The organism is Paenibacillus sp. BAC0078 (genome assembly GCF_054483875.1).
On record NZ_JBTLRW010000009.1, the window covers coordinates 1 to 14,240 of the forward strand.

At 49.7% G+C, this 14,240-nt stretch carries 11 protein-coding genes; 4 read left to right on the forward strand and 7 right to left on the reverse strand.

Annotated elements, in window-relative coordinates; translation table 11 throughout:
• Positions 1–481 precede the first annotated feature (481 nt).
• Positions 482–1,321 (reverse strand): SDR family oxidoreductase, encoded by an 840-nt coding sequence (locus ACX1DY_RS17500; protein ID WP_458965483.1) that lies wholly within the window; start codon positions 1,319–1,321, stop codon positions 482–484.
• Positions 1,322–1,576: 255 nt separating this feature from the next.
• On the opposite strand from ACX1DY_RS17500, the gene ACX1DY_RS17505 reads away from it, so the two are divergent.
• On the forward strand, positions 1,577–2,605 hold the full coding sequence (locus ACX1DY_RS17505; RefSeq protein ID WP_458965484.1) for an AI-2E family transporter: 1,029 nt from the start codon (positions 1,577–1,579) through the stop codon (positions 2,603–2,605).
• Positions 2,606–2,819: 214 nt separating this feature from the next.
• Here the strand turns inward: ACX1DY_RS17505 and ACX1DY_RS17510 are convergent, their stop codons facing one another.
• Positions 2,820–3,209 (reverse strand): SHOCT domain-containing protein, encoded by a 390-nt coding sequence (locus ACX1DY_RS17510; protein ID WP_458965485.1) that lies wholly within the window; start codon positions 3,207–3,209, stop codon positions 2,820–2,822.
• Between the two features lie 295 nt (positions 3,210–3,504).
• On the opposite strand from ACX1DY_RS17510, the gene ACX1DY_RS17515 reads away from it, so the two are divergent.
• The 3 genes from ACX1DY_RS17515 to ACX1DY_RS17525 all read left to right on the forward strand — a co-directional run bounded on the left by ACX1DY_RS17515 (position 3,505) and on the right by ACX1DY_RS17525 (position 6,880).
• Positions 3,505–4,200, forward strand: a complete 696-nt coding sequence (locus ACX1DY_RS17515; protein ID WP_458965697.1) for a response regulator transcription factor — start codon at positions 3,505–3,507, stop codon at positions 4,198–4,200.
• On the forward strand, positions 4,197–5,663 hold the full coding sequence (locus ACX1DY_RS17520) for a sensor histidine kinase (protein ID WP_458965486.1): 1,467 nt from the start codon (positions 4,197–4,199) through the stop codon (positions 5,661–5,663). Before ACX1DY_RS17515 ends, ACX1DY_RS17520 begins: the two co-directional genes overlap by 4 nt.
• A 95-nt stretch (positions 5,664–5,758) precedes the next feature.
• Complete coding sequence (locus tag ACX1DY_RS17525) at positions 5,759–6,880, forward strand: hypothetical protein (protein WP_458965487.1); 1,122 nt, start codon at positions 5,759–5,761, stop codon at positions 6,878–6,880.
• Positions 6,881–6,991: 111 nt separating this feature from the next.
• On the opposite strand, the gene ACX1DY_RS17530 is transcribed toward ACX1DY_RS17525, so the two are convergent.
• The 5 genes from ACX1DY_RS17530 to ACX1DY_RS17550 form a co-directional block, all read right to left on the reverse strand.
• On the reverse strand, positions 6,992–8,482 hold the full coding sequence (locus tag ACX1DY_RS17530; protein WP_458965698.1) for a glycoside hydrolase family 32 protein: 1,491 nt from the start codon (positions 8,480–8,482) through the stop codon (positions 6,992–6,994).
• 76 nt (positions 8,483–8,558) lie between these two features.
• Positions 8,559–10,016 carry a glycoside hydrolase family 68 protein gene (locus ACX1DY_RS17535; protein WP_458965488.1) on the reverse strand — a complete coding sequence of 486 codons (1,458 nt, stop codon included), beginning with the start codon at positions 10,014–10,016 and terminating at the stop codon, positions 8,559–8,561.
• A gap of 283 nt (positions 10,017–10,299) precedes the next feature.
• On the reverse strand, positions 10,300–11,151 hold the full coding sequence (locus ACX1DY_RS17540) for a PRD domain-containing protein (protein WP_458965489.1): 852 nt from the start codon (positions 11,149–11,151) through the stop codon (positions 10,300–10,302).
• Between the two features lie 9 nt (positions 11,152–11,160).
• Positions 11,161–12,672 carry a PTS transporter subunit EIIC gene (locus ACX1DY_RS17545; RefSeq protein WP_458965490.1) on the reverse strand — a complete coding sequence of 504 codons (1,512 nt, stop codon included), beginning with the start codon at positions 12,670–12,672 and terminating at the stop codon, positions 11,161–11,163.
• Between the two features lie 629 nt (positions 12,673–13,301).
• The gene (locus tag ACX1DY_RS17550) at positions 13,302–14,171 is read right to left on the reverse strand and encodes a helix-turn-helix transcriptional regulator (RefSeq protein ID WP_458965491.1); all 870 of its coding nucleotides are present in this window, start codon (positions 14,169–14,171) and stop codon (positions 13,302–13,304) included.
• Between the last annotated feature and the right edge of the window lie 69 nt (positions 14,172–14,240).

Genomic DNA, 14,240 nt, shown 5'->3' on the forward strand with positions numbered 1-14,240 from the left:
CAGAAGGAGACCCGTGCTCTTTATTTGTGTATGAAAAACGTTAACTTTCGCTACTTCGACCGCCGTTTGGATTTCAACATGATTTTTGCGGCTTAAAATGGACTTTACCAACAGTCTGAATTAGTAGAACTAATCTGCTGGATTTGTCTACGCAGCAGGCCTAAGTTGGATTTTCTCCACTTATTTCAGGGGATTTTTGCCTGTATCAGCCCATTCGAGCGAATTAGGTTCCTTTTTTCCAGCTATTGTCCTTGGCGGGAACAAATTACACGAATTAGTTGTCCTTTTTCCACAATAGGTTGGCAGCCCCGGGCAGCAGATAGCAGCCCGGCATCCCGCACCGCTACCAATCCCTGGATATGGGAAGGCAGCGGACAGTCTACTTGAGGTCGGCACAGGGGAGCGGGACCGGATTAAATCCGCAGCCTGAAGACGGTTGTAGATACCGATGAGCAGGATCCGGTGTTTACAGGCTGATCTCTTACAAGTTCAGCTGGATTTTGCGGGTGCTGAGGACACCTTCAAGACCGGTAGGGTCTGTGCTTACTTTGCGGGAGACGAATTGTTCGGCCTGCTCTGAAGTGCGGATACGGAGCGGCTTGGTCTCCATATGCACCAGGTCCCACATCACTTCGGCAACAGAATCCGCCGTCTGGGGCTCTGTATTGCGCTGCAGGAACGTGGCTCTGTAGGCATCGAGGACCGGTTTATATTCGTCTTCCAGAATTCCGCCGGTATCGGCTATGTGCCCAAGCACAGTTTTGTTGAATTCAGTGGCGATAGCGCCAGGTTCAAGCAAGGAGATGTCGATATTGAACTGCGGCTTGTAATAGGTAGCCATACTTTCCAGCAGGCCCTCCAGTGCGAATTTGCTGGCGCAGTAGATTTCGTTCATAGGCTGGCCAACCAGTCCGCCTACGCTGGAGGTGGCCACAATATGCCCGTAGCCTGTCTTGCGCAGCAGTGGCAGTGCGGCCCGGATCGTATGCATGACCCCATAGACATTGGTGTCGAAGACACGGTGAATGTCCTCCATCGGGGCTTGTCCCAGTGCTCTGAGGTAGCCGAAGCCGGCGTTGCAGAACAGTACATCGAGCGTTCCCTGCTCCTGTTCAATCTGATCTATAACCCGCCCGATGCTCTCCGGCTTCGTAACTTCCAGCTCGACAAACTTAAGATTGTCCACTTCGCGGTATAGCTCCTGATCGCGGTCCAGGTTGCGGGTTCCGGCATAGACGGTCCAGCCTTCCTTGGCGAATTTCAGGGCCGTTGACAGGCCGATTCCGGTTGAAGCGCCGGTGATGCAGATGATTTTGCCCATACAGGTGAACCTCCAGTTTTTTTAAAAATTTATTAGAAAGCGTATACTCCTTTTAAGGACGGCGTATCCCTTTTCACCTGCACATTATAGCACAACGGCAGCATGACCCGGCAAACCTCCGGTATTTCGACAATAAATTTGTATTTTCGCGTATTTAGCGGGGCACTCAGTTGCTATATGTGTTTTCGTTACTGTAGACTATACACTATATACAAAAGTCCTAATCGCAAGCGAATGGAGAGGAACGGAAGAACAATGGATGTAATTAAACGTTATTATGCGAATTTAACAGTCCGGCGCTTTTTGATTCTGGGGCTGATTGCACTGTTGCTGTACAGCATTAGGGATATGCTGAATCTGGTGCTGCTCACGTTTCTGATGGCTTATGTGATGAACAGCTTTCAGGTGCTGCTGTCCAAGCAGATCGGCAAATTTGTCAAGGTGAACAGCAAGGTGATCATCATCCTCCTATACGTCGCTCTAATCACCATGATTGTAATGGCGCTCGTCAAGTATCTGCCCAGGGTATTTATTCAGGTTAAGCAATTGGCCGATTTCTTGACGCATTTAACTCCTGATGATATCCCGCAAAACCAGATTGCACAGTATATATTCGAAAAACTCAAGGATTTGAACTATCAGTCCTATATGACCCATGGTATTGAATATGTGCTGAGGATCAGCGATTGGGGCACAACCTTCGTATTATCAACCATTCTAAGCTTGGTCTTCATCCTGGAAAAAAACCGGATTGTCAGCTTTACCTCCCGCCTGAGAGAGAGCAAGATTTCCTGGTTTTACGTGGAGCTGGAGTACTTCGGTAAAAAATTCATCGCCTCCTTCGGCAAAGTCATTGAAGCACAAATTCTTATTGCGCTGTTCAATACGTTGTTTACGGTGTGCGGCTTGTGGATACTTGGCATGTTTTTTTCGCCTTTCCCTTACCTTTTCGCGTTATCCATCATGATTTTCCTGCTCAGTCTAATTCCGGTTGTGGGCTTTGTGATCTCACTTATTCCCCTGTGCATCATAGGGTACAACATTGGCGGGCTGACGATGATCATTTACGTACTGGCGCTGATTGCCGTGCTGCATGTGATGGAAGGGTACTTCCTCAATCCGAAGCTGATGTCCTCCAAAATGAATCTGCCGATGTTCTACACCTTTATCGTGCTGCTGTTCTCTGAGCATTATATTGGCATATGGGGACTCATTCTCGGCATTCCGATCTTTGTCTTTTTCCTCGATATTTTGGAGATTAAGCGGGATAAAGCGGGATCTTAGTGCGGTGCTGTGACACCCAACATTTGGTATACTATAAAAGTGACATTCCTGCTGAACGCAGCTTGAATGCCACTTTTTTTATTTTGATAACAAATGGAGCCACCGCTCCACGCAAAAAAACAGGCCATCTCAAGCAGATTTCCTGCGGATGAGATGGCCTGTTTGCAGACCGTTAACACGGCCTGCGGCTGGTTGAGTACTATGTACTCCTTGGTTAGCCGAATGAAGTCAGGACGCTCTGCGCCACGATCTCTTTCAATTCAGCTTTTTGGGCGGTATACTGCTGCTGGGTGATGCTGCCGCTGGCGAGCCTTGCATCGAGCTGCTGTGTAAGCTGGGCGACTTGCAAATTGATGACGCTGTCAATGCTTCCGCCATTATCTGCAGCGATGTCCTTCAGAGATTTGCCGTCATAAAGCGCATCGTACAGCTCTTCATCAGAGGACTGGTTCAATGCTTCCAATAAGTCATCCTTTTCAGCTACACTGGTAGCAGACCATTTAGCGACCGGGCTGGCACTTGCCAGGGGCTTGCCCCAGGCGGTTCCTCCGAAGGAGATGGCTACAATCATCGACCCCACAATCATTACTCGTTTTATATTCATAAGTTATCCTCTTTTCATGTGTTCTTATATCGGTGCATAGTCATTGGTTACGTTAGCTAGGTTCTTCAACTAATATCATTGTACCCGGCAAAGCTGAGATTAAGCTTAACTCTTCTTTAAGATAACCTAAAGAATGAGCCTCTTCCGGATACTACGTTTGGATGGCGGTTTGGGTGCATTTCTTTTTTACCTATGGGGAACCTTTCGGGTTTAAGCCCGTCTGGAAGTATACCGGAAGAGTAATTGTAGAAGTCAGAGGAGAAAATAAATGCAAGCGAAAGAGGTGAAACGCAGGGTGGCGAAAAAAGTGCTGGTAGTGGATGATGAACCGGGCATTGTAAGTGCGATTGCCTACGCGCTGCGGCGTGAAGGTTATGAGGTGGATACCGCCGGTGACGGTGAAGAGGCGCTCGGCAAGGCGCTTGTGTTCCGTCCGAACGTGATGGTGCTTGATGTGATGATGCCGAAGCTGAGCGGATATGATGTATGCCGCAAGCTGGAGGACAGGGATGATATCGGAATTATTCTTTTAACCGTCAAAAATGATATCGTCGATAAAATAGTCGGTCTGGAGCTGGGTGCGGACGATTATATGACCAAGCCGTTCGAAATCCGCGAGCTGCTGGCGAGGGTGAAGGCGCTGCTCCGCAGGCTGGAGAAGAACACCGCCGAGGCCAAAAGCGAGGTCATTGAGTACGGCGCTTTGCAGGTCCATGCGGACCGGCGTTCGGTCCTGCTGGGCAGCGAGTCGCTGGAACTGACGCCGAAGGAATTCGATCTTCTGCTCCTGCTGCTGTCCCATCCGCAGCGTGTCTATATGCGCGAAGAGCTGCTGGAGCAGGTCTGGGAGATGGACTACGCCGGCGGCACACGCACGGTGGATATCCATATCCAGCGGCTGCGCAAAAAGCTGGGCGAGCCATACCAGAATATTCTGCAGACCGTCTATGGCGTCGGCTATAAGGCTGTCCCGGCAGGGAGCTTCGCATGAAAATCAGCATCAAGCTGAAGTTCAGCCTGTTCCTGGCCGTACTGCTTATTCTGGCGATAAGCATTCTGAGCTTTTTCGTGCTGCGCGGAGTGGGGCTGAATCAGCAGGCACAGATGGAGAGCACTCTGGCCCAGCATGCCAAAACGGTGAATCTGCGGGTCAAGCAGACCTACTATACCGGTGCGCGGCTGGAGCCGCAGGCATTCATGCAGCAGCGGGGCAAGGCGCTGGCCGCTGAGCTGGCCGGATTTACCGGCCTTGCGGTTACGCTCTATGATGCGCAGGGCCAGCAGGTCGGCAGCTCCCGGCAAGGGGAAGCTGCATCAGCGGGACCGAAGCCTGCAAATGCGCTGGCCTATGCGCTACAGAACAAAATCGCCTACCAGAGCGCAGGCGATACCCTGCTCTATCTGGCACCTTTGCAGGGTCCAGACAGCCAGATGGGGGCCATGCAATTGGAGTATTCGCTGGCAAGCCCCCAGAGCTTTCAGCGGACGCTGCTCAACCTGTTCCTAACCACAGGGGGCGCGGTTCTGCTACTCAGCTTCATTGGAGGTTACCTCTATTTTAACCGGGCTGCGGTGGCCATCGGGCGATTGAAGAAGGCGGCGGAGTCCATACAGCGGGCCGACTATATCACCGCACCGCCGGTGAAGCGCAAGGATGAGCTGGGCGAGCTGGCCGAGGGCATTTATTTTATGAGCCGGGAGATTGAGAGCAGCATTGCCGCGAAGGATGCAGAGCAGCATAAGCTGCAACTCGCCGTCCAGAAGCTGCAGGCGCTGGAGCAGCAGCAGAAGCAGTATATCGGCAACATCAGCCATGAGTTCAAGACACCGCTGACCTCGATCAAGGCTTATGTGGATCTGCTGAACATGTACGAGGATGATCCCAAGCTGCTGCATGACGCCAAGCTCAACATCGCCAAAGAAACACAGCGGCTGTACGAAATGGTAGAGAAGGTGCTGCAACTGACGGCGCTTGAGAAATATGATTTCGAGTCCCAGGCCGAGCGGCTGGAGGTAGCTGAGGAACTGCGCGATATCTGCGGGCGCATGAACGGCAAGGCGGAGCGGTATGGCCTGACGATTACGCTGGATGTCCAGCCAGCCCATATTTGGATCGACCGGGAGAGCTTCATGCATATCTTCATCAACCTCCTCGACAATGCGATCAAATACAATGTTCCTCAAGGAATGATCCACCTTCACAGCGAGGTCAGGGACAACCGGGTCTGGATTACGGTGAAGGATTCCGGGATCGGCATTCCGGATGGGTCCAGGGACAAAATTTTCGAGCCCTTTTACACGGTCAACCGCGACCGCTCCAGACAGTCCGGGGGTACGGGGCTTGGCCTCTCCCTCGTTCGAAATCTGGTGGAGAAGCAGAACGGGACCATTACTTTGCTGGATACAGGCGGAGCCGGATCAGCGTTTGAGCTTTCTTTTCCGGCGGTGGATTAAGGGCTGAAGTTTTACAACTTGGAAACATTTTGCGATGCTTTGGAAATATGCCTTCAGTATGCTTGGAGCAACACAACCTCTAGGGGGATACATTTATGAACATTACAATGAGCGGCAGAGCGGGCAAGGTGGCGCTGATTCTCATGAGCACAACAGTTCTGCTCTGGGTCACAGCCTGCAGTACAGGAAATACGGAGACACGGCAGGTCGTGGAAAAAGGCGGGCAAAAAATCACCGTCCTCGACAACACCAGCGAATCGGTCTACACCAAGCTGAAGCTTGCGGGCATCGACAAGGTGGAGGGTGTGCGCGGGCTGGATTTTGCCAGTGAGGATACGATTGTGGTGGACAAAGAGAACCGCAGCCTTCCCCCGCAGACAATCGAGGGCCAGGAACGGTATCCGCATAATCTCTATCTCCGCACGCTCTCCTCGGGGAATGACACGCCGCTTCAGGAGGGAGACAAAAATTATGGCGCGGCGCAATTGTCCCCGGACAAGAAACAGCTCTTTTACAAAGAACTGTATGACGCGACCGGGATCGGCTATATCATGAACCTGGCTGCCGGGACTTCGGTGAAAGTAAGCGATGCGGAATTTAGAAATGAGGAAGGAAAATGGGCGGATAATGAGCATGTTATTTTCCCGGATATGGAAGGAAACATCATTTCAGCCGATATAAACGGCAAGCAAGACACAGTACTCAAGACCGGAATCCCTTATGTGCATGAGGTTGTTCAGTCCGGCAGCAGGGTGTTCTATGTGACCGGGGAAGGCAGCCAGCTTACCGCCTATGATACCGCAACGAAGCAGTCCAAGGCGCTGAAAAAAAATGTAATGTGGGTCGTTCCCTCACCGGATGGAAGCAGGCTGGCGATTGTGGAGCGGAAGGGGCCAGGAGAAATGGTGCTGCTGCTCTGCGACAGCGAAGGCAACGAGCAATCCCGGGTGGCATCGGGCCAGCAGATTTTCGGCACAAGCTGGTCGCCGGACGGCAGCAAGCTAGCCTATGTGACGACTGCCGCAAGCGCCGCCGATAACCAGGACGGTCTGTTCATTACAGAGGTGGAGACAGGGGAACAGACGCCCGTGCTGAACGATATTGAGGTTGCTGACCAACTGCGCTGGAGCCCTTCCGGCAAAAAGCTGCTGGCTTCCGTCTCGGCTCTGAAGGATAATGTGTACCAGTTCATAACGTATGTTGTCAGGTTATCTTGATTTGTATGGTGATGCGAGGATGGTTCGGAATGAATAGTATAGAAGTAAAGATGAGCCGCAGAAAACACCCGATTCCAAATTGATACGGAATCGGGTGAATGGCAAGGATATTTATTTGAACGGCTTGATCATAATATTACTAAAAACTGCTGTGCCGCCGTCCGAAAACAGGGTAATTCCCTGATCGTCTAATTCGGGGAAAACGACATTGGAAAAAACAATGGCCCCCTCATCTATAAAGACCTCCACGCTCGTCTTATCGACAAAAACTCTCAGGTGAACCTTCTTGTTGCTTACATCGAAGAGGGCCCTGCTCTCCAGATATTTGCCGCTCTTGTCAGGGCTCCCTGTGTAAGCCCGATTGACATAGCTGTACCCGCCCTCTACAGAAACTCCGATGTCCACATGATGGCTTGCATCGGCTGATTCCCGAAGCCTGAGCCCAACATTCCTGAGCGCTGACCAAGTGATATCGGCGGTAAGCTCGTATGCATTACCTGTGAAAGGCAGCGTTTCAGAACCATTCACATCGATTGGCCCATAGGCGGCTGCTGCATCTGATGCTTGACTTAAGGCCTCCAGGGGTTCCGAAACAAGTTGATAGCTGCCCTCGCCTGCCTGTTTCAGCTCAATTCGGCGAACAATCGAGTCCATTCCGTTGAACCCTTCCCGCAGCGTGGGTGTATTATGGGGATACTCCCAATTATTCATCCAGGCTAAAGCATAACGGTGATGTGATTTGTCGCTGCTTGTACCATCTTCAAAGGTTACAGCGCCGTACCAGTCAAAACCGTAATCCAGCCACTGCGGTTCCTTCTGATCGGAGAAAAATGTCTTGCCGTCAAAGTCTCCTGTCCAGTAAGCATAGGTGTTAGGTTTACCGGATGAGGTGCCATTGGCGCTAACGCCAAGCACCCATTTATAGGTCCCGTCGTCCGCCTGCATCAGGTAAAGATCAGGACATTCTACAATTCCGAGGTTCTCCGTTGCGAAGCCGCTGACATAGTGCCAGGTTTTTAAGTCCCAAGACTCATAAAAGCCTACTTTTGTGCCTTCAGCCAAGACCATGACCCATTTGCCGGATAAGTTATCCCGGATGATTTTGGGATCTCTAAAATCGGTTGTCCCCGGGTTCTGCAGAACGGGAGCATTACCGTAAGCACTAAATGTGTATCCATGGTCGGTACTGTACCATAAATATTGCTCCTGCCGCCCGCCATCGGCGGAGGGCTCCGTTACAATCGCGATCAGAGCTCCTTTTCCAAACCCGGCCGTATCTGCCTCATCTACAACGACCGACCCTGACCAGGGATCGCCATTTGGATTGGTATACTTGGGGATCGCGATCCCCTCGTCTTTCCAGTGCACCAGATCTGTGGAGGTCGCATGCCGCCATTCGGTACCGTTCCCGGTGGGATAGTCTCGATTATACAGATAATAGTAGTGGTACACTCCATCGAGATAAACCGGCCTTTGCGGATCATTTTTCCATTTGTCGGGTGTTGTGAAATGATAATTGGCCCGATAGGTCTGATGTGGTTGGGTAGCAGGGGATTCCTCCGGTGTCGTGTTCCGTCCGGAATAATAAACCGCTATTCCAATAGTGAGTATAAAGGCCAAGCAAATGTGACAGATCAGAGAGTGGCGCTTAAAAGCACGCTTATCTTTGTTCAAGGGATCAGTTCGCCGTCAATTGTCCTTGTTCAAGAATGCTGTCTTGGATAACCGAGGTTTTCGAGCCTTTAATGTTCACGAGGAAGCTTGGCGCGAAGGTGGAATGCTGGCCAGCGAACAAGCCCCGGTTAGTCATATAACTAGTGATGACCACATTGTCTCCTTTCGCTTGCGGGATTGCGAAGTGAGAGTAAGTCCAGGTAAGATCATTCGGATCAAGATCCATGTGCAGAACAAGTCCGCTGCCGTTCAGTGGTTTGTAAGGACCGGTCAATGAATTTGATACATAACCCAGCATGTATACATCATTGGCGCCAATTCCATCAATAGTCATTTTGGAGCCCCGGGAATCCGTGAACAAATACCATTTGCCATTCATTTCAAAGACGTTCGCGCGTTCGATTTCATCTGTTACGGTATTGGAGGCGATGAGCGGCTTCATAACGGTTTTCAGCGTGTAGTCATCATTCAACTCGATAATACCCAGTGATCCGTTCGCTAATGTCGCCAGAGATTTCTTGGGACCAAACAACAATTTATTTTTTTCAGCTTCGAAGAAGGGTTTGTTTCCTTCGTAGTAAGCTCTGTTATTTAGCGATTCTTCTCCCTGGTAACCCGTTTCCGTTCCGGTATTGGATTCGAAAACAAGGTATTTATGACCGTTGTCTTCAACGTAGTGAGGATCTCTTAATGTATGGTTATCCGCATAATCGCCTCCACCGAAGGCTTGATCCACATTCTGATAGGTCTTTCCGTCTCCGTCAAAGATTGATTTGAGATCTTCCACACCATCCACCTTCAGTGTATCCGCATCCGGCTTCGATACATTCACCTGAGCGGTCGTCAAGGTTTGCTTGCCAAAAAATCCGTTCGCCGGATCCCAGCCTTGGCGGTTGGTATAGAACAAGCGGACTTTGCCATCCTTCGTCAAGGTTGCAGAACCGGACCATTCTTCTGCTTGATTATTAAGAATCGGATCGTTTGAAACGTATTTATCACTATCCTTAAATACTCTTCCGGCATTTTTCCAGCTATCCAGCGAGGTGTCGCCCACCTTTTGATAGAACATGTAAATGAATGTGTCCCATCCTCTTTTCGGATCTCCCGCCAAAGCAAAAACGATATGGTACCCGTTGTACTCAGCAACCGTTCCATCCGCGTTTTGGAGCGGCCAGCTGTCCCAGACATCAAGGTCGATGGGGTTACCCCACTGGTCTGCACCCTGTGCAGAAGAGATATTTTTGATTGTGGAAGCATTGAATGGGGGCACTTGGAATTGCTCGCTCATTTGTTGCTCTGGTATTTTTAGCATGTCAGAACGGGTGATGTGGGAAAAGCCGTAGCTTTCTTTGAAGTCTTTACTGTCTCCACCTTTTGCAAAAGCTGAAGCCCCGCCACCTGCAAGTAATGCTGTTGCAAAGGTTACTGCTGCTGTTTGTCTTACAATCTTTTTGATCTTCATATTCCCTGTCTCCTTTTCTGTTTCGGCTATGTCCTCTTAAAACAGAAAAAAGACCTAAAAATACCATTGGGGGATACTTAAAAAAGTATCGATTCCCAAATGGATTTTTAGGTCTTGCCTGCTTAACAGTAACAATCCCGACAATATTTTGCTGTCACGTTAATTCTATTATTTAATGACGGATAATCGCTATAGACTGAAATTCCTGTTTTTTTTAGGATGAAAGAGGTGTTTTCCGTTAGTTCATAGCATTATCAAGGGTCTATGGACCCGGAATGTCCAGTTACAATATATTACCATCCTTCGACCGGATGCTGATCCGGTTGATTTCCATGGCGATAAATACCAGCTGGCTGTCGATGAGCACATAGTCATAATCTTCTTCTACCTGCTCCCCAACCTCTTTGGCTTGGGCGTATTCCTGGGAATAGCGCTCCTTTGCAATTCGTACAATTTCCGGGTTCAGTTCGCTAAGCAGCTTGCCGGTTTCGTCGGACTGCAGAATATTATCAAGCTGGGTCACCAGACGCTCATAGTTAGCAGAACCTCGTTCCAGAATAATGTCGGCGGCCTGCTCCACGGCTTCGGCAATATCCCGCAGCATTGCCGCCATTTCGGCGGCAATCCCGCGAGCACCAGCGTTTTTCCAGGCGGTATGGATATGCATGGCGATGTATCCCACCTCATCTTCAGGGATATCAGCCTGCAATGCTTCGCGAATGATGCTCTTGGCATGAAGTCCAATCTTGAACTCTCTCGGATATAAAATGCGGATTTCATCCAGCAGCGTGTTCTGGATCATCGTCCCCTTGCGGATTCGATCCAAAGCAAAGGAGAGATGATCCGTCAGTGCAATATGCACGCGTTCATTAAACGTCACTTCCAGCTCATGCTCCGCGTATGAAATAATTAGCTCTGATGCTGCAATCTCCTCTTCAGGTAATGTCCGCAGCATTTCCTGCAAATGGCCGTATTGCTCCGGGTCGTCCATAATGAACACTTTCTCGATCAGGGATGGATCAATAATATCGTTTTTCCGTTTTTGAAAAGCAATCCCGGAGCCCATGACAATCTTTTCCTCTCCGAGGTCGTTCACCACAACCGCGTTGTTGTTCAGAATTTTTTTGATTTTCATGTTGTTCTCCTATGCTCTTTCGTTCCTTAAGCCAGACGGCTCGTCAACACTAAGAATCCAGGTAACCATAAAAGCTGTTACTGCTGCCAGCAGAAATCCGATCATGTAATGGATAAGATTCATCTGTCCAAGCTGGACGACAAACGCGATCATTGGAATCCCGGTCAAACCGAATGAATCAGCTGCCACCTGATGAAAAGCTACATAAGCGCCTCCTGCAGCGCCTCCTGCCGCAGCGCCCAAGAAAGGGCGGCCAAGCTTCAGGTTAACTCCAAAGGTAACCGGTTCGGTGATCCCGAAAAAGGCAGTGATCGAGGCGGGCAGCGCTATTTTCCTCAATGCCTTGTCCCGGGTTCTGGCGTACACGGCCAGTCCGGCTGCACCTTGTGCGATATTGGCCATAGACCAGATAGGGAGCAGGAAATTGACGCTGATATCCGGATTGGTAATCAGTCCGATTTCAACAGCCTGAATCCCATGGTGCAGCCCGCTTACGACGATTGCGCTGTAGATTCCGCCAAGCAGCAGCCCGAAAACGGTACCGCCTTGTCTGAACGCAATTTCCAGCATGCTGCTTAGAGCGCCGCCAAGCTGAGAAGTGAGCGGTCCAATGACCAGGATAGCAAAGGTGCCTCCAGTGGCAAGGCTTAGGAAGGGAATTAGCATCATTGAAGTCGACGACGGGAGAATCCGGCGAAGCCCCTTCTCGATTAGAGTCATCAGCAATACGGCAAGAATAGTAGGAATCACTACACCTTGATACCCGAACTGTGGTGCGAGCAATAGATCAGCCGAGCTTACCTGTATTCCTCCGAATCCGGTAACCCGCACCAGATCGGGTTGGGTCATGATAATGCCGATTGCAGCACCGAGCGGTGGGGTCCCTCCAAACCGCTTGGCGGTGTGGTAGCCAAACATCACGGCCATTAGCTGAAATGCCGATCGGGTCAATAGTGACAAGGTCCTGAACCAGATACTATCGTGCGCTGCCCACCCAAAGACCTCTATCATACCGAGCAAACCGAGCAGGAGGCCGACCCCGACAAAAAGCGGAATCATGGGCACCACAATATCGGAGAAGAAGCTGACCGTATTGACGGCCTTTCTCAACAAAGAAAAAGGTGTCCTAACGGAACCGGCAGTGTACTTTTGGTTTGGTTGTTCCAATGACGGCATCGGCGGGAGCTCCGCTTCCTGCTGCTGGACAGGCCTACCGTCTTGAAGGATACGGACAACCTGCCGGTGTACCTTGAAGACGTAGGCCGGTCCGAGTATGATTTGCAGCTGTTCGGACTGGAAGAATATATCCTGAACCTCCGGCAAGCCAGACAGGCTGGCTTCATCCACTAGGGAGATGTCCCGGAGTCTAAGGCGAAGCCGGGTTGTGCAGTGAGTAGCTTCTGATATATTGCTGGCGCCACCCGCCAGCACAATCAGACGTACAGCCGATGCTTTTGCTGACCCGCGGTCCTCCCTTTCGGTCTGTTCATTCTGTTTCGGGGCAATATTTTCCCGGGGCATTGCAGCTCCTCCCAACCGTGGTGCATGTAGCGGCTATCATTTCGCGCGGGAAATAGACCTTTATAGAATCAAGCATCGTCCCTTCAATTCAAGAATGGGCCGAACATGACTCTTCTCAGGTCTTTGCCTGCCTCAAAAAGTAACAACTCCGTAATATCTGGCTGTTTATCCTATTGTGACAATGATCGTTTCCAAAATCAATGGTCAGGAATTACCACATTGTCGCGACATAAAGCAGGTATTCGGACTTAGTTATCAAAAGTTCACGCCAGCATTATGTAATAGAGCAGCCGTTCATCAATTGGTCGAAGGGCAAGGAAATTGTATCAATCGTCACCAGTGTTCGCCGCGTGAAATTGGCACAAGCCTTTATTGAGGACTAGGATCGCGAACATTGATTCTTCTATGGATACTTTACCAACGATGTGATGAGGTTGAACCGTACCATTAAATCACTGATGGGCGGTAAACAAGAAGTCAATCAGGGTGCATCTCGAGAGAGATGCACCCTGATTACAGCAAGATGTGGAAAGCCGAGCAAAACCCGTTATGTTATTTTATTTGCAGAGAAGGAATGATCAAAGTCAAGCAAAGAAAGGAGCAGACAGAATGACAGGCGAGCCGCGATATTACAAGTCAGAATCGGCAGGGAGTTTTTTGATAGGTGCATAGATATGGTAGGTTGAATCCAGATGGTGGACGTCATCAAAAGCTTGAATGAGTTCAATATCGGTTTCTGCCGTTTCCTGCCTGGAGATCTTTAAAAATCGGGCATAGTCGCTTTTCAGTACATCCCCAATGTCAAGTAGTTCACCGCAATAGTTGAACCTGGCACAAAAAATTTGCGGCACATCTACCGTGAAATAATAAGGTTTATCGATTTCAATGCTGCTTGGGATCCCAAACAGAACCTTAAACCGAGTTGAATCGGGTTGACAGTTTGAATAAATGACATAACAGGGACCATTTATAGTTTCATCAATGTGACTCAACAGCATTTCTGAATGTGCGCGAATCTTCTCCTTGTAATCATTATTGGCTAAATTCACTTCAAAGGCGATCCCGCTGATTCGGGTCTCCTTGAATTCGGTCAGGGTGAAATCCGTGACGATATCACCGTTAATGTTTTTTATGGGTCTTTTCACTACTGTAGGTATGGGGACCGGAGGGATAGTTGTGACTCCTGTTCTTAAAGAACTTGGAGCTACACCGTATTGTCGTTTGAAAGCACGAGTGAAAGAGGCTTGCGTACCGAAGTTGAGCTGATAAGCAATATCGGTTAGCGACCTGTTCTTGTCCTGAATAAAGGTTAAAGATGCATTCAATCTTCTGGATAGGATGTATTGGTTTAACGAACAGCCCATCATAGCAGAAAACAGCCGATGAAAATAGTATTTAGACATGTTGAAGGTATTGGCAACGGATTCCACGGTTAAGGATTGTTGCAAATGGCCCTCGATATGGATCAAAGCGCGTTCGATGACTTCGTTATGGTCCATAATAACTCCTTATATCAAGTTTTTGTAGGCAAGTATACCATACGTCCATCAGCAAATAAATTTATTGTC